General features: G+C 64.5%; 14 protein-coding genes. 5 read left to right on the top strand and 9 right to left on the bottom strand.

Going from position 1 to position 15,403, the window contains the following annotated elements; translation table 11 throughout:
• Positions 1 to 49 precede the first annotated feature (49 nt).
• The 4 genes from HAP54_RS14600 to HAP54_RS14585 form a co-directional block, all read right to left on the bottom strand.
• A complete protein-coding gene (locus HAP54_RS14600; protein WP_166301012.1) occupies positions 50 to 3,196 on the bottom strand; it encodes an efflux RND transporter permease subunit in 3,147 nt (1,048 codons plus the stop codon).
• Positions 3,193 to 4,410, bottom strand: a complete 1,218-nt coding sequence (locus tag HAP54_RS14595; protein WP_414646220.1) for an efflux RND transporter periplasmic adaptor subunit — start codon at positions 4,408 to 4,410, stop codon at positions 3,193 to 3,195. The genes HAP54_RS14600 and HAP54_RS14595 overlap by 4 nt, the downstream gene beginning before the upstream one ends.
• 394 nt (positions 4,411 to 4,804) lie before the next feature.
• Positions 4,805 to 4,972, bottom strand: a complete 168-nt coding sequence (locus HAP54_RS14590; protein ID WP_166301006.1) for a hypothetical protein — start codon at positions 4,970 to 4,972, stop codon at positions 4,805 to 4,807.
• 86 nt (positions 4,973 to 5,058) lie between these two features.
• Complete coding sequence (locus HAP54_RS14585) at positions 5,059 to 5,943, bottom strand: hypothetical protein (protein WP_166301003.1); 885 nt, start codon at positions 5,941 to 5,943, stop codon at positions 5,059 to 5,061.
• Positions 5,944 to 6,475: 532 nt separating this feature from the next.
• Here HAP54_RS14585 and HAP54_RS14580 point away from each other — a divergent pair.
• On the top strand, positions 6,476 to 7,588 hold the full coding sequence (locus tag HAP54_RS14580; protein ID WP_166301000.1) for a helix-turn-helix transcriptional regulator: 1,113 nt from the start codon (positions 6,476 to 6,478) through the stop codon (positions 7,586 to 7,588).
• Between the two features lie 41 nt (positions 7,589 to 7,629).
• Here HAP54_RS14580 and HAP54_RS14575 read toward each other — a convergent pair whose 3' ends face one another.
• Positions 7,630 to 8,325, bottom strand: a complete 696-nt coding sequence (locus tag HAP54_RS14575) for a dienelactone hydrolase family protein (protein WP_248114500.1) — start codon at positions 8,323 to 8,325, stop codon at positions 7,630 to 7,632.
• Between the two features lie 285 nt (positions 8,326 to 8,610).
• On the opposite strand from HAP54_RS14575, the gene HAP54_RS14570 reads away from it, so the two are divergent.
• The 4 genes from HAP54_RS14570 (at position 8,611) to HAP54_RS14555 (ending at position 11,277) form a co-directional block, all read left to right on the top strand.
• Complete coding sequence (locus HAP54_RS14570; RefSeq protein WP_166204319.1) at positions 8,611 to 9,675, top strand: IS630 family transposase; 1,065 nt, start codon at positions 8,611 to 8,613, stop codon at positions 9,673 to 9,675.
• 74 nt (positions 9,676 to 9,749) lie between these two features.
• Positions 9,750 to 10,103: a hypothetical protein gene (locus HAP54_RS14565; RefSeq protein WP_166300995.1), complete on the top strand. Its 354-nt coding sequence runs from the start codon at positions 9,750 to 9,752 to the stop codon at positions 10,101 to 10,103.
• A gap of 12 nt (positions 10,104 to 10,115) precedes the next feature.
• Entirely contained in the window at positions 10,116 to 10,757 is a 642-nt protein-coding gene (locus HAP54_RS14560; RefSeq protein WP_166300992.1) for a glutathione S-transferase family protein, read from the top strand.
• A 7-nt stretch (positions 10,758 to 10,764) separates the two neighbouring features.
• Complete coding sequence (locus HAP54_RS14555) at positions 10,765 to 11,277, top strand: DUF1697 domain-containing protein (RefSeq protein ID WP_166300989.1); 513 nt, start codon at positions 10,765 to 10,767, stop codon at positions 11,275 to 11,277.
• A 155-nt stretch (positions 11,278 to 11,432) separates the two neighbouring features.
• Here HAP54_RS14555 and HAP54_RS14550 read toward each other — a convergent pair whose 3' ends face one another.
• From HAP54_RS14550 to bchE, 4 genes are all read right to left on the bottom strand, one after another.
• Positions 11,433 to 12,671, bottom strand: coding sequence for a threonine ammonia-lyase (locus HAP54_RS14550; protein ID WP_166300986.1), 1,239 nt, complete (start codon positions 12,669 to 12,671; stop codon positions 11,433 to 11,435).
• A gap of 384 nt (positions 12,672 to 13,055) precedes the next feature.
• Positions 13,056 to 13,211 (bottom strand): response regulator, encoded by a 156-nt coding sequence (locus HAP54_RS14545; RefSeq protein ID WP_166300983.1) that lies wholly within the window; start codon positions 13,209 to 13,211, stop codon positions 13,056 to 13,058.
• Between the two features lie 54 nt (positions 13,212 to 13,265).
• On the bottom strand, positions 13,266 to 13,676 hold the full coding sequence (locus HAP54_RS14540) for an aminoacyl-tRNA deacylase (RefSeq protein WP_224741931.1): 411 nt from the start codon (positions 13,674 to 13,676) through the stop codon (positions 13,266 to 13,268).
• 123 nt (positions 13,677 to 13,799) lie between these two features.
• Positions 13,800 to 15,326 (bottom strand): magnesium-protoporphyrin IX monomethyl ester anaerobic oxidative cyclase, encoded by a 1,527-nt coding sequence (bchE, locus tag HAP54_RS14535; protein WP_166300980.1) that lies wholly within the window; start codon positions 15,324 to 15,326, stop codon positions 13,800 to 13,802.
• Between the last annotated feature and the right edge of the window lie 77 nt (positions 15,327 to 15,403).

Genomic DNA, 15,403 nt, shown 5'->3' with positions numbered 1-15,403 from the left:
TAGCCCCGCCCTATCAGCGCCGCTAATGCGCGATGGGATTAGGTTGGATCTAATGCGCCCCGGGTTGTTCCGTCTTGCCCCTACGCCCGAAGCGGTTCTTGGCAGCCTCGCGCCAGCCCTGGATGGTGACGTAGAGCATCGGCACCAGGAAGATGCCGATCGAGCTCGCGGCGAGCATGCCGCCGAACACCGCGGTGCCGACCGCACGGCGGCTGATTTCCGCGGCGCCGGTTGCGACCACCAGCGGCACCAGGCCGAGGATGAAGGCGATCGAGGTCATCATGACCGCGCGGAAGCGCATTTGCGCCCCCATCATCGCAGCCTCCGCGATCGGCCTGCCGGCCTCGCGCTGCTCCTTGGCGAATTCGACGATCAGAATGCCGTTCTTGGCGGCGAGCGCGATCAGCACCACGAGGCCGATCTGGCCATAGAGATCGAGATTGAGGCCCGCGAGCTTGATGCCGAGATAGGAGCCCAGCACGCCGACGGTGACCGACAGCAGCACGGGGATCGGGATCGTCCAGCTCTCATACAGCGCCACCAGGAACAGATAGGCAAACAGCACCGCGAGCGCGAGGATGATGCCGGTCTGCCCGGAGGCCGCCTGCTCCTGATAGGCGGTGCCGGTCCATTCGTAGGAATAGCCCGCCGGCAGCGTCGTCTTCGAGAGGTCGGCCATCGCCGCGATCGCGGTGCCCGACGACACGCCCGCCGCCGGTCCGCCATTCACGGTGACCGATCGATAATTGTTGTAGCGCGTGATCACCTGCGGGCCGGTGACGATCCGCAAGCTTGCAATCGAGCGGATCGGCACCATCTCGCCGCCGCTGTTGCGCACATAGATCTGCCAGATGTCGGGGATGTCGGCGCGGTTGGCCGCATCGCCCTGCACATTGACCTGCCAGGTGCGGCCAAACAGATTGAAATTGTTGACGTAGATGCCGCCGAGCGTGGCCTGCAGCGCGGTGAACACGTCGGCCATGTTGAGGCCGAGCGCCTGCGCCTTGGCACGATCGATATCGAGGAAAATCGATGGGTTGGTCGCGGTGAAGGTCGAGAACACGCGGGTCAGCCGCGGATCGCGGTTCGCCGCGGCGATGAGCCCGCCCATCACGCTGCCGAGCGCGGCCGGGTCCTGCCCCTCGAGCGCCTCAAGCTGATATTCGAAGCCGCCGGAGGTCGAGAGCCCGATGATCGGCGGCAGGTTAAACGGCAGCACCGAGGCCGAACGGATCTGCGATCCCGCGATGAAGGTCTGCCGGATCGCGGCCTGCACCGAATCGGTGACCGCCTTGCGATCCTCGAACGGTTTCATGCGCGCCACCATGAAGGCGGAATTGGGCTCGTTGCCGCCGTCGAGCAGCGAGAAGCCGATGATCGACAGCACGTGGTCGATCGCCGGGTTCTTCTTCAACAGCGCCTCGACCTGCTTGGTGACCTCGCTGGTCCGCGCCACCGAGGCACCGTCAGGCAATTGCACCGCGATGAAGAACGCGCCCTGGTCTTCTTCGGGCAGGAAGCCGGTCGGCGTGATCTTCGATACGCCGAACACCGCGGCGGCAAACACCAGCACCGCGACCAGCGACAGCACGGCGACGCGGACCAGCCGTTGCACCACACCGGCGTAGCGGTCGCGCACCCAGTCGATGCCGCCGAGCACCCGTCCCATGATGCCGCGGCGCGGCCCGCCATGGCGCAGGAACACCGCGCACAGCGCCGGCGACAGCGTCAGCGCGTTCAGCGCCGAGATCACCATCGCCGCACTGATCGTCACCGCGAACTGGCGGAACAGCGTGCCGGATATGCCGGGAATGAACGCAATCGGCACGAACACCGAGAGCAGCACCAGCGAGATCGCGATGATCGGCGCGGTGATCTGCGTCATCGCTTTCTTGGTGGCGTCGGCCGGCGACAGCTCCGGCTCCTCCTCCATCACGCGCTCGACGTTCTCGACCACGACGATGGCGTCATCGACCACGATGCCGATCGCAAGCACCATCGCCAGCAGCGAGACCGTGTTGGCGGAATAGCCGAGCGCCAGCAGCACCGCGAAGGCGCCGATCAGGCTGACCGGCACCGCAACCGCCGGGATCACCGTGGCGCGTAGATTGCCGAGGAACAGGAACACCACGATCACGACGAGCACAAAGGCCTCGCCGAGCGTCTTGATCACCTCCTTGATCGTATCGGAGACGAAGGTCGTGGAGTCGTACTGCACGAGATAGCTCAGCCCTGGCGGAAACCGCTCCGACAGCCGCGCAAGCGTGGCCTGCACGGCCTTGGCCGTGGTCACGGCGTTGGCCCCGGGCGCGAGATAGATCCCCATCGGCACGCCGGGATTGCCGTCGATCCGCGATTCCGAGTCCATGTTCTGCGCGCCGATCTCGACCCGGGCGACGTCCTTGATCCGCAGCACCGATCCGTCCGGATTGGCCCGCAGCACGATGTTGCCGAACTGCGTCGAGGTGGTCAGGCGGCCCTGGGTCTGCACGTTGAACTGGAACTGCTGATCGTTCGAGATCGGGCGCGCGCCGATGCGGCCGACCGGCGCCTGCACGCTTTGGGCGCGGATCGCGGCGATCACGTCGGACGGCGCCAGATTGAGGCTGGTCAGGCGTTGGGTGTCGAACCAGATCCGCATCGAATAGTTCAGCTTGGCAAACAGCGACGCCTGGCCGACGCCGGGCGTGCGCGAGATCGCGTCCAGCACGTTGATGATGGCGTAGTTGGTGATGAACAGCGGGTCCTGCTCGCCGCTCTTGCTGTACAGCACGATGAACTGCAGCACCGCAGAGGATTTCTTCTGCACGGTCAGGCCCTGCGCCTGCACCTCGGTCGGCAATTGCGCGAGCGCGCTCTGCACCCGGTTGTTGACGTTGACAGTGTTGATGTCAGGGTCGGTGCCGAGCGCGAACGAGACCGTCAGCGTGTAGCTGCCGTCATTGCCGCTGGTCGACTTCATGTAGAGCATCTTGTCGACGCCGACGACCTGCGCTTCCAGCGGCTGGGCAACGCTGGATTCGACGACCTCGGCCGAAGCGCCGGGGAACACGGCCGAGACCGTCACCTGCGGCGGCACGATGTCTGGAAACTGGGCGACCGGGATCTGCATCATCGCCAGCACGCCGGCGATCGTGATCACGAACGCGATGACGATCGCAAGCCGCGGACGATCGACGAAGACAGCGGAAATCATGGGTTGTTGCCCGTCGATTTCGGCGGGCTGCTGGCGCCGCCGTCCGCCGAGACCTTCATGCTCGACTGGATCAGCGCGCTGGCGGGCCCCGGCGCGACCACCTCGCCCGGCCTGACCTTCTGCAATCCCTCGACTATGACCTTGTCGCCGAGCGCGATGCCGCTCGTCACCGCCGCAATCGTCGAGGTCGATTGCCCAAGCTGGATCCGCTTTTGCTCGGCCTTGTTGTCGGCGCCGACGACGTAGACATATTCGCCCTGCTGATCCGACAACACCGCCGAGCGCGGGATCGCCAGCACCTCGACCGGCTGCACGCCTTCCAGCAGCACGGTCACGAACTCATTGTCGGTGAGCTCACGGACCGCACCGCCGGCTGCGACGGATGTGTACGTCGACAGGTTGGGAATGGTGCCGCGCAACGAGATAGTGTCGGTGTTCTGCACGATCGTGTTGTTGACGAAATTCAGCTCGCCAACCTGGTCGTAGAGCCGGCCGTTTGTCAGACGCACGCGGATGATAACGGCCTTGAAGCCGCCGCGGGTCGCGTAGCGGTCGCGCAGATCGAGCGCCTCGCGCACCGGCACGGGAAAGGTGACATACATCGGGTCCTGGCTGACGATGGTCGTCAGCGTTCCCGAATTCGGCGTCACGACATTGCCCTCGGTGACCGCGGTGCGCCCGATCCTGCCGTCGATCGGCGAGTGGATCTCGGTGTAGTCGAGATTGATCTGGGACAGGTCGACCTGGGCCTGCGCGGCCTGCACCTGCGCCTCGAGGCTTTGCTGGTTGGCGACCGCCGCATCGACGCTCGATTGCTGGCCGGCCGGTCCGCCGAGCAGGGACTTGGCGCGATCGGTAGTCAGCTTGGCGTTGACCAGGGTCGCCTGCAGTTGGGCGACCTGCGCCTTCTTCGATGCAAGGTCGGCCTCGAACGGGCCACGCTCGAGTTGATACAGCAGGTCGCCAGCCTTGACTTCGGAGCCTTCGACGAAGTTCCGCTTCTCCAGGAAGGCGGTCACACGTGCCACCACGTTGACGCGGTTGGGGGCCTCGATGCGTCCCAGAAATTCATTGGTTTCGGTGATCGGCCGCTTCACCGCCTCGAACACGCCGACGGCAGGAGGCCCGGGTGGGCCCGCCTGAGCATGCACCGCCGAAATTCCGATAACCGCCAATCCCGCCGATACCAGAAGCCCTGCCAATCCCCCGAGCATTCGTTCCGGACCACTCATGCTGTCCAACCCTTCGGCTACCAACAAGCTCTACCAGACGTCGAGTTCCCTCAGACCGAGAAGGTCAGGATGGGCAAGGTGCATTGCAGGAGATCATAACGCGCCCAATCCGACAATCCTGGAACCGGATCGCCCCGTTGCGGGGATCCGGACGACACGCCACTGTGAGAAAGCGCCGCGACGCTGCAATGACACGGCGATCACGGCCACACCGACAGGCCCGGTGCACCGTACGCTCCCGTCAACGTGATGAGGCGGTGCTACCTCGGTACGGCCAGGTCGCGCACTGGTGCCGGCAGACGATTACTGCGGACAGTTGCCCAATGCTTGCGCATGTTCGACGGCGAATTGAAGAGCGAGGCGTCGCCCATTCCGCTCACAACGCGATGGCGTTCTTCAAACGGGACGTCTCTTGAGAAGCGGGCGACTCCAGATGTTGGTACAGCCATGGCCGCGCGCGCTCGCCGCTGGCCTCGTGCACGCCGTCGAAGATGGCCATCTCGATCGCATGCGGGTGATCAGATGATGCGTAGACCGACTGCATTTCCGCGAACTTCTCATCCCGCCCCAGTTCCACCGTGTTGGCGCTGTCGCGGCTGCCAATCTCGACGAACAGCGGACACGGGCAAATCAGGTACGCCAGCTCTGCGCCTGTGTGTACCTGGCGCGGCTGCTGCTGAAATGGATGTAGGTCGCAAGTTCGACGCCGAGATTCCTGCTGATGACGGACGACATCAGAAGCTTCTTCTCGTCGCGCATATAGCCGGAGACGACGGTCGGCCGCATCCGCCCCGTGGCGGCCTCCAGATGGAGCACGAGAAACGCGCCCCACGACACCCCATACACGCCGACGTTCAAACCGGACGCTCCGGTCAGCTTCCGGCAGACGATTTCGCCGGCGTCGATCGATGCGCATGACACGTTGTGCGCGGAGACGCCATGGGATGCCAGCATCGCGGCGATGTTGTTCTGACTTGCCTGGTCTCCGATCTGGACGATGTAAGGACACCAGACGACATAGCCGTCCCGGCACAGGCTCTTGCCGAGCGCGTTCATGTAGTCGTTGTCGGCATCATCGAAGCAGCGCTCCGGCGTGCTCGCCATGCCGTGGCCGAGCAGGATCAATCCCTTGAACTCTCCGTCGGGAATCCCAAGGCATCCGCGCACCGGTACGCCGCACTCCAGATCGAACTCGACCTTCACGACCGAGAATCCGTCCGCCGGCGCGCGCCAGAGAATCCGGATCTCGTCGCGCGACGGCCGATAAAGCCGCGGTCCCTGGAAAAGAGACCGCATCTCGCGTCGAATTTCCGGGCCGGTTGCGACCGCGCGCAGCTTGCCGCTTGTCGCGATATCGAAGAACGACCGGCAGAACTTGTCGTAGCCAAGCGTCGGCAAATCGATATTCGCGCATGATCCCCTGCAATGACTCAGCGCCAGCGTGTTATTGCCGGCAACCGACGAGGGGCCGACCAGCGTCATCAACAATCCGGAAAGAGCCCTGCGGCTGATCATCGGCCCTCCCCGAGCCCGCTTGCGGCCCGATCGAATGAGACAAGGTGGCCCTAGCTGGCGCCACAGATCGCGCGGACACAAATTAAAGGATGTTCATCGTCGAATGATCGCGCGCGGCGTTGCAATCCCGCCACGCTGGAAGGCCCGGCACAGCGACAATTCACGCCGAATACGTTTCGAGACACTTCGGGGTATTTCTGACTGTCACGCGGCTTCAATTCCGCCATACAAGGCGGAGGCGCCATCGCCGGACTTCGATTGTCGGGTCTTGATCGTCAGGTCTTGCTTGTCGGGTCTTGGGATTGACCTCTGCGACTTTTGGCCGGCCGCGGACCGAGCCGCAGCCAAACGAGCAAGGCCCGGCACATCTGCGCGAGGGTGCAAACAAGACCGGCGAAACGCTGGGATTCACCATGATGCCCTACGACGCACCGGAATAGCCCGGACTCGTGGGCTGGACCGAATTGCTCTACGCAATATTTCCGAGGCCGAAGGGTTTATCTATTGGTTAACAATTTTTTCGGGATGGCCGATGGCGAACGACCTGCACGAGCGTCTGATTGAACTGGCCTATGAGGCCGCCGTCCTCCCCGAGTTGTGGCCGAACGTCCTGCATCAGGTCGGCGAGATCGCGCGTGCGCGCGGAACCGTGCTGCTGACGGCGGCTCCGCATGACGTCCGATGGATCGCATCCCCCGACATGCACGACGACACGGCGGCCTATGTCGAAGGCGGCTGGCACCAGCGCAACGGGCGGTTGCCGCGCCTGCTCGCGGCCAACCATGCCGGCTTCCTGCGCGACATCGACGTGTTCGATACGCCCGAGGAGGTGCAGCAGGATTTCCAGATCCGCGAATTCTTCCGGCCGCGTGGGCTCGGCTGGGGTGCCGGCACCGCAATCCCGGTGCCGAGCGGCGACATGCTGATCTACAGCGTCGAGCGCGAATACCAGCACGGACCGATCGAGCGCGAAGCGATCGAGCAGCTCGATGCGCTGCGCCCGCATCTGGCGCGTGCCGCATTGCTGTCGGCCCGGCTCGGGATGGAGCGCGCCAGGGCGGCAACCGAGTCGCTGGCGATGCTCGGACTGCCCGCGGCCGTGCTGCGGCGCGGCGGCCGCCTGATGGCGGCCAACACGCTGTTCGACCGCCTGGTGCCCGACGTGATGCAGGATCGCGCCGAGCGCCTGGCGCTGGCGGCGCCCACCGCCGACGCGCTGTTCGCCCAGGCGCTTGCAGCGCTGGATCACGGGCTGATCAGCGTCGAGGTCCGCTCGGTGCCGATCGCAGCACAGGACGATCGCCCGCCGCTGATCGTGCATCTGGTCCCGATCCACGGTTCGGCGCGTGACCTGTTCGATCGCGCGCTGGCGATCGTGATCGTGACGCCGGTGGTACCGGCCGAGGTGCCGACCGCGGAGGTGTTGCAGGGCCTGTTCGACCTGACGCCGGCGGAAGCGCGGGTCGCGCGCGGCATCGGCGAGGGACGAACCGTCGAGGCGATCGCGGTCGCCTTCGGCATCTCCCGCGAAACCGTGCGCAACCAGCTCAAGGCCGTGCTGGCGAAGACCGGGCTCGGCCGGCAGGTGGAGCTGGCCGGACTGCTCGCCGGCGCGAAGGTGCCGCCGGGTCCGGCTGCGGACTAAACAAAGTCCCGCGCAGCTCCCGTATCCAGGGCGATCAGGACTCAAGCCACGTTCAGGCGCGCTTGGAAAAAGCTGGCAACACGACCGACGGCATCGGCCGTCATCGGATCATTGTCCGCGAAGTCGAAACCGTGCGCCTTGCCCGGGTATCGGACGATCTCCGCCGCGGCACCGACCGACTTGCCGAGACCGACAAGCGCCTCGCCCTTGGCGAGCGGCACGTTGCGGTCCGCCTCGCCGTGCAACTCGATCATCGGCGGCAGATGCTTGACCTCTGGCACAACGTTGTCGGGCATGCCGCCATACAGCACGGCCAGCGCAGCCACCCGCTTGTCGCGGGCCGCCGCTGCCGCGGCAACGTAGCCGCCGAGCGAGAAGCCGAGCAGCCCGATCCGGCCGGAACTGTCCGCGCCCGCAAGCACCGCCGTCACTACGGACGAGACCCGCGCGGCCCAGGCGTCGAAACGCCCGGTCTCATAGGCCTCGCGGATCACGTGCGTGTGCATCGTCTCGAACGCTTGCTCGTCGGCCGGCGTATAATAGCGAACGAAATAGGCGTCGATGCCGTCCGCGGTCAGCGCATTGGCATAGCGTTCATAGGCCCGCGGCCTGAGATCGAAACCGCGCGATCCGTGCAGGACAAGCACCGCCGGCCGCTTGCCGGTGCGCCCGGAAGCAAAATGGTTGAGCGCGACGCGGCCTTCGCTGGCATCGACGCTCAGCGTCTCAGCCGGCACCGCCGCAAGCGAGGGCGATGCGGCCAGCAGGGCAAGGCCGCCAAGCAGGCTCCTTCGGCTGATTGCGTGCATCGAAACCTCGATTGGACTGCGCCGCCCCTGGCCAGGCCACGCCGCTATATCATGCCGAACGGCGCGCCCGATAGCCTGGCCGGTGATGCCGGCATGGTCGCAGCAGACGGCGGCAGCATCCGCCGGCGATCGCCAAAGGACCAGATGTTCAAACGGCGCCGGTTGCGCTAGTACCTACTGTTCTTAAAGCGTGAGTCGTGATTCAAGGTCGGGATGATACCCGAAGCAAGAGAAGTCCACCTTTCGAGGAAAGATCGCAAGGTGCTTGAGGCGTGTTGCCGCTCCCCGGTGACGTTGCAGCGCGATTTGAAGCGGGCGCGGATAGTTCTGTTGGCGGCGGATGGACGCAGCACTCGGTCGATCGCCAAGGAAGTTGGGGTCCAGCCGCGGATTGTCAGCCTTTGGCGGCATCGCTATGCCGACCAAGGCCTTGAAGGGCTGCAAGACAAGCCGCGACCGGGCAAGCAGCCAATCTATACGAAGGCCACCGACAAGCGGATTCTGAAGCTGCTGGACAAGCCGCCGCCGGACGGGTTCGCACGCTGGACCGGGCCCCTGCTGGCCGGGGCGCTGGGCGATGTTGACGTCCAATATGTCTGGCGGTTCCTGCGCAGCCACAAGATTGACCTCGCGGCTCGTAAGTCCTGGTGTGAGAGCAACGACCCGAACTTTACGGCCAAAGCCGCCGATGTTGTCGGCCTCTATGTCGCCCCGCCCGCGAAGGCCATTGTGCTGTGCGTGGACGAGAAGCCCTCGATCCAGGCTTTGGAGCGAGCGCAGGGTTATCTGAAGTTGCCCAATGGCCGCGCCTTGACCGGCCAGAGCCACGATTACAAGCGGCATGGCACCACAACATTGTTTGCGGCGCTCGAAGTCGCCACCGGAAAGATCATCGCGGCGCATTCAAAACGCCGACGCCGCGTCGAGTTTCTCGACTTCATGAACAGCGTCACCGCGGCTTTTCCGAACCGGAAGCTTCACGTCATCCTCGACAACCTCAACACCCACAAGAAGAACGAGCATTGGCTCAAGGCCCACCCCAACGTGCAATTTCATTTCACGCCGACAAGTGCGTCTTGGCTCAATCAGGTCGAGGTATGGTTTTCGATCTTGCAGGGGCAGTCGCTCAGCGGCACCTCCTTCACAAGCCTCACGCAGCTTCAGGAGCACATCGATGCCTACGTCAACGCATACAACGACAGAGCCGAGCCCTTCGTCTGGACCAAGAAAAAGGTCCGTCAACGCCGTTTCAAAGGCCGCCGTATCACTCAGCTCTGATTCTGGGTACTAGTGATAGCTCCCCTCCCTCCGTGCGCCCGCCCGGCGCCTGTCCAGTCAATGAGTGCATCTGAATGGCCGAAGCCGACCTCGACGCCGTCATCCGGCAAACCGCAAGAGCGCAGACCAAAGCCGTGATGGCGGCCGCGAAGAAGCGCCAGGCCGTCTGGGTCGCGCGCGCGGCCAAGGCCAAGGACAAGGAGACCAAGGCGCGCTTCCGCCACCTCGCCAAGAGCACGATCCTGAACGCCACCGCGACCGCCAAGCGGTTGCAGAATTCGGCGGAGAACGCAGCCGACGCCTATGCCCGCGCCATGAAGAAGGCGATGGAAGAGCCGCCGCCGGCCAAGAAGCCCGAGAAGAAGCCTGAGAACAAATCTGAGGCGAAATCTGAGAAGAAGCCCGCGAAGAAGAAAGCGGCCGCCTGATAAGGAGCACGCATGCTCACTGTCCATCATCTCGGCAAGTCGCAATCGGAACGGATCGTCTGGCTGTGCGAAGAGCTGGAGATCCCCTATGAGCTGACGTGCTACGCGCGCGATCCCGTCACGATGCTCGCGCCGGCCGACTACAAGGCGTTGCACCCGATCGGCACCGCGCCCATCATCACCGACGGCGAACTGGTGCTGGCCGAGTCCGGCGCGGTGGTCGAATACATCATCGCCAAATACGGCAACGGACGGCTGACGCTGACATCAGACCATGCTGATTTTGCGCAGTTCCTGTACTGGTTTCACTTCGCCAATGGCACGCTGCAGGCGCAGATGGGCCGCAGCATGATCCTGAACCGCCTCAACCTCGCGGCCGACAATCCGATGCTGGTGGCGACCAAAGCGCGGGTCGACCGCTCGTTCGATCTGATCGAGGCGCGGGTCGGTGGCGCGCGCTATCTCGCGGGCGACGAATTCACGACGGCCGACATCATGATCGGCTTCTCGCTCACGACCATGCGCTATTTCCTGCCCTACGACCTCGGCCGCTGCCCCAACATCAGGGACTATCTCGGCCGCATTGCCGCGCGCCCAGCCTATCAGCGCGCGATGCAGAAGGGTGATCCCGGCATGGCGCTGCTGCTGACGTGAGGCCGTGATGCCGCGTTACGTCGCCCTGTTGCGCGCAGTCAATGTCGGCGGCACCGGCAAGCTGCCGATGACCGAATTGAAGGCGATGTGCGTCGACGCGGGGTTTGCCGACGTGCAGACCTATATCGCCAGCGGCAATGTCGTGTTTTCCTCGAAGCTCGCAGCTGCAAAGGTCAAGGCCGCGCTGGAGAAGCGGCTGCAGGCCTATGCCGGCAAGCCGGTCGGCGTCGTGGTGCGGAGCGCCGACGAGATCGCCGCGGTGCTGCAGGCCAATCCGTTTCCGAACGAGCCGCCGAACCATACAGTGGCGATCTTCCTCGACGAGCCGCCGGCCAGGAACGCCCTGAAGGACGTCAAGGGCCAGCAGGACGAACAGATGCGGCTCGGCAAGCGCGAGATCTATGTCGCCTATGGCAGCGGCATGGGCCGCTCGAAGCTGAAGATCCCCGCCGCCGTCCAGGGCACCGCGCGGAATATCAACACGATCGCGAAGCTCGCCGAGTTGGCGGCGGGGGACTAGTCAAGGAGAACCGTCATCCTGAGGAGCGCGCTCTTGCGCGCGTCTCGAAGGATCGACGGCCCCGCTGGTGGCCGATTCATCCTTCGAGGCTCGCTCCGCTCGCACCTCAGGATGACGGGTTGGGTGCTTCAAACTCGCGGATGGGTATCGCGTCGCTAGCTCTCCCGCACCGCGAATCCTTCGGCGCTGAGCCTTGCCAGCACCTCTTCCAGATGGGCGCGGTCGCGGGTTTCGATCACGAGCTCGAGCAGCGTCGCCTTGGCCGGCAGATCGGAGAAGGTGCGCTGGTGCGAGACCTCGATGATGTTGGCGCCGGCGTCCGCAAGCAGGATCGACACCGCCGCCAGCTGGCCGGGCCGGTCGACGATGTCGAGCGCCAGTTGCGTCAGCCGTCCCTCGCGGGCGAGTTCGCGGGTCAGGACCGAGGCGATCAGCCTGGTGTCAATATTGCCGCCGGTCAGCACGAGGCCGACTGAGCTGCCGGCGAAGCGCTCCGGTGCAGAGAGCACCGCCGCGAGGCCGGCGGCGCCGGCGCCCTCGACCACCGTCTTCTCGATCGAGATCAGGGTCGCGACCGCGCGCTCGATCTGGTCCTCGCTGACCAGGATGATGTCGTCGACGAGCTCGCGGACGATTTTGGTGGTGATCTGCCCGGGCGACTTGACCGCGATGCCCTCGGCGAGCGTGTCGCCGCGCATCGGCAACTGCTCGCCTTTGACGGCATTATACATCGATGGATAGAGCTGCGCCTGCACACCGACGATCTGCACCGACGGCTTCAGCGCCTTGGCGGCCGTGGCGATGCCCGAGATCAGCCCGCCGCCGCCGATCGGCACCACCAGGATATCGAGCTCCGGCACCGCCGCGAGCATTTCGAGCCCGATCGTGCCCTGGCCGGCAATGATCAAGGGATCGTCATAGGGGTGGACCAGGATGAGGCCGTGCTGCGCGGCATGCGCGCTGACGAACGCAAAGCATTCTTCCAGCGTCTGTCCGGTGATGATGACCTCGGCGCCGTGCCGCCTGGTGTTCTCGATCTTCACCATCGGCGTGCCGATCGGCATCACAATGGTGGCGGGAATGCCGAGCCGCTTGGCGTGATACGCCACGCCCTGGGCATGATTGCCGGCCGACATCGCGATCACCCCGCGCTTGCGCTCCTCTGGCGAAAGCGCGTGCAGGCGATTGAGCGCACCGCGCTCCTTGAAGGTCGCGGTGAACTGCAAATTTTCGAATTTGAGGAACAGGCGGCAGCCGCAGATTTCGCCCAGCGTGCGGCTCTCGTTGCACGCCGTGACCATAACCGCGCCCTTGATGGTTTCGGCGGCGCGGCGCACGTCGGCAAAAGTTACGCTGGCGCCGGTTACGGCGGTGGTATCGGAAGGATGCGGCATCGGGTTTCGCTTTGGTCCGTTTCGTCAGACGGAACCTAGCGGGTTTCGGCGCCGAAAACGACCGCGCTATCGTGCGGTCAACATTTGTTCCTGCGGCTCTTGCTCCGGCCTGGCCGGCCCAGCCAGCTCGATCTCGTCGCATTTCAGGCATACCAGCGCAGTGCGGAAATGCCTGTCGAGTACGATGGTGCGCGTCCTGCCGCACTGGCAGCGCATCGGCTTGTCCATGGGAGATCGGCCCGGGTTCGAGATGCAAGGAAAGCGTGCGCTTAGCTATCCCGATCCGGTTAACCCAATATGACGTTGCCGCCGGAAAATTCGTCGCGCGGCCTTTTTGAGCATGATCTCCTCGGAAAACTGCTTCACACTTTTCCGGATCATGCTTCAGAAGAACCCTGCGCTGAGATCGAGGCCATAGCTTGCCCGCAGCGCCGCGACGAACAACACCGCCAAGACGAACAGCAGAGCATGCCGGGCGATGCTGCTCCGAAGCGAATTGGCCGCAAACGCGCGAGCAATCGATTGAGCCAAAGCAGTCATTTGCGACCTCCAGAGCCACGCCCCGAGATTAGGTCGCGCGCAACGCGGCGAGGTTCAATGCGGCTCGCGGAACGGCCGGCAGCGTGGCGATACGCCCTGCTCGGGATCGCGCGGCGTTCGCATTCGATTCTTGAAGCGATGACCGACCACGATGAGCTCGCCCTCGGCGCGGATCGCGCTCTCGTCCGTCGGCGTGGGCGACAGATTGTCTTGCGTCACGGCCTCCAGCGCCTGCAGGAACTCGCGTCCGGCCGATGTGATCTGCCAGCCTTCGACGTCACGCAGCACATAGAAGCTGCTGAAGATATCGAGCTCGGGAACCCGTGACGCCAGCCGCTTGATCCGCGCATGCCAATCGTCGCCGCTTGACGAGAGAATGGCGAGGTCGTGCTTGAGTGAATCGAGTGTGGCCCTGCCGCTGACGTGACTGGCCAATATTTTCAGAATCGCAACCTGGATGCTCAACTCGACGCCTCGACCGCCACGGTTCTTTTTGTTCTGCGCAGCCGATCCGGAAACTATCGCGCTGATGACTCCAAGGTCCAGTCATCAGCGCCAGTTATCCAGACCCGGCGCAACGGTATCGACTTACGCTGCGCACGATGTCCCGACGCGGCGCTCGGGCCGCTGCGACAACATCGATTCCTCTTCCATATCCTGTGGCGCGCCCCAAAATTCCTGCACCGTCGGCCCTTTCTTCAGCCTTTTGTCGCGCAGGAAGCCGAGAATTTCGTGCGGCCAGACCCGGCGTCCCATCTGCGTGTACCAGCGCATCGCATGGCGAAGTCCGGCGTCGCGGTGAAACAGCACGCGGAGCAGGGCCTTCGGGCGGCTTTGCAGCACCATCTCGGTGAACTTGAACCAGAGCAGCACGCGCCACGGCGGCATGTGCCGTGTCGCAAGCACCTGATGCTTGTAATCCCAGAGCCGGCGATCGGTCTGAATCACGCGCCGCTCGGCCGCGAGACGGAAGTACGGCGTCCAGCGATGCGGCGTGACGTAGAGCATCTGGATCTGATCGGGGTCGTAGGACAGAAGCTGCCGCAGCCCGCGCCAATGATCGCAATCGGTCTCCTCCTCGAAGCCGACCACCCAGGTTGCCATCGACAGGATGCCGTGCTGGCGCATCAGGCGGATCGCCTCGCGATCGATCGTGGTGGTCGCGCCCTTGCGGATCAGCTCCAGCGTCTTCTCGTCGGTGTTCTCCATGCCGAGCAGGAAGCGCTGCCAGCCCGCCATCTTGTAGAGATGCAGGATGTCGGCATCGCGCACGATGTCGTCGGCGCGGGTCGAGCCGACCAGGATCAGGTCGACATTCTCCGCGATCAGGGCCTCGAGGAAGGTCCGCCAGGCCTTCTTCGAGACGGTCGGATTCTCGTCGGCGAAGTTGATCACCTTGACGCCGTGCTCGCGATGGAGCCGCGCCAGGTCCTTGGCGAAGCGCACGGGATCGCGATGGCGCCATCGCGTCCAGAAGCCGCGCTGACCGCAATAATTGCAGAGATGCGGACAGCCGCGCGAGAACTGCACGACGACGGCGCGCAGGCCGCCCCAATAACTGTAGCTGTTATGATCGATCAACTCCCAGCCGACGCGATAGGCGTCGAGATCGCGGATCACAGGCGCAGGCGGCGTCACGCGCGGCCCATAGTCATCGCGGCATGCGATGCCGTTGATGATGCGCAGATCGCCGCCGGTCTCCAGCGCCCGCATCAGACGCCGCGCGGTCTCCTCGCCCTCGCCGCGCACGATCGCGGTGACGTAGCGCTCCTCGCGCAGGATCTCGCGCCAATGATAGGTCGGAAACACCCCGCCATAGACGATCCGCACATGGGGCATGGCCTTGACGACGGCCTGCGCGACCTCGGCGATCACAGGATGGCCTGACGTCGAGCCGGAATGACCGAACAGGACGGCATCCGGCGAAAACCGCGATGCCTCCATCACGATGGCTTCGGTTCGCATCGGCCCGAACTCGGCATCGAGAAGACGGACGTCGTGTCCGTCGTCGATCAGCGGCCCGCCGATCGATAGCAGGCCGAGCGGCGGCAGATGGTCATCGGGAATCCGGCTGCCGATCGCAGGGTGAGGCACGTTGACGAGAAGAATGCGCATGGATGATCGCTCCCGCTTTGGTTGGCGTGATCGTTCGTCCCCGCATTGTGTGGTAAGAGAGCCCACCCCCCCGGCCA

This window comes from Bradyrhizobium sp. 2S1, from assembly GCF_011516625.5.
GTDB classification, from domain to species: Bacteria; Pseudomonadota; Alphaproteobacteria; order Rhizobiales; family Xanthobacteraceae; genus Bradyrhizobium; species Bradyrhizobium septentrionale.
The sequence above is the reverse complement of the archived record's forward strand: the minus strand, read 5'-3'. Positions and strand labels throughout refer to the sequence as shown.

Bases quoted from the DNA above. Each gene is read 5' to 3' on its own strand.
- HAP54_RS14600 (WP_166301012.1), bottom strand. From the start codon at position 3,196: ATGATTTCCGCTGTCTTCGTCGATCGTCCGCGGCTTGCGATCGTCATC.
- HAP54_RS14595 (WP_414646220.1), bottom strand. From the start codon at position 4,410: ATGCTCGGGGGATTGGCAGGGCTTCTGGTATCGGCGGGATTGGCGGTT.
- HAP54_RS14590 (WP_166301006.1), bottom strand. From the start codon at position 4,972: ATGCAGTCGGTCTACGCATCATCTGATCACCCGCATGCGATCGAGATG.
- HAP54_RS14585 (WP_166301003.1), bottom strand. From the start codon at position 5,943: ATGATCAGCCGCAGGGCTCTTTCCGGATTGTTGATGACGCTGGTCGGC.
- HAP54_RS14580 (WP_166301000.1), top strand. From the start codon at position 6,476: ATGGCGAACGACCTGCACGAGCGTCTGATTGAACTGGCCTATGAGGCC.
- HAP54_RS14570 (WP_166204319.1), top strand. From the start codon at position 8,611: ATGATACCCGAAGCAAGAGAAGTCCACCTTTCGAGGAAAGATCGCAAG.
- HAP54_RS14565 (WP_166300995.1), top strand. From the start codon at position 9,750: ATGGCCGAAGCCGACCTCGACGCCGTCATCCGGCAAACCGCAAGAGCG.
- HAP54_RS14560 (WP_166300992.1), top strand. From the start codon at position 10,116: ATGCTCACTGTCCATCATCTCGGCAAGTCGCAATCGGAACGGATCGTC.
- HAP54_RS14555 (WP_166300989.1), top strand. From the start codon at position 10,765: ATGCCGCGTTACGTCGCCCTGTTGCGCGCAGTCAATGTCGGCGGCACC.
- HAP54_RS14550 (WP_166300986.1), bottom strand. From the start codon at position 12,671: ATGCCGCATCCTTCCGATACCACCGCCGTAACCGGCGCCAGCGTAACT.
- HAP54_RS14545 (WP_166300983.1), bottom strand. From the start codon at position 13,211: ATGACTGCTTTGGCTCAATCGATTGCTCGCGCGTTTGCGGCCAATTCG.
- bchE (WP_166300980.1), bottom strand. From the start codon at position 15,326: ATGCGCATTCTTCTCGTCAACGTGCCTCACCCTGCGATCGGCAGCCGG.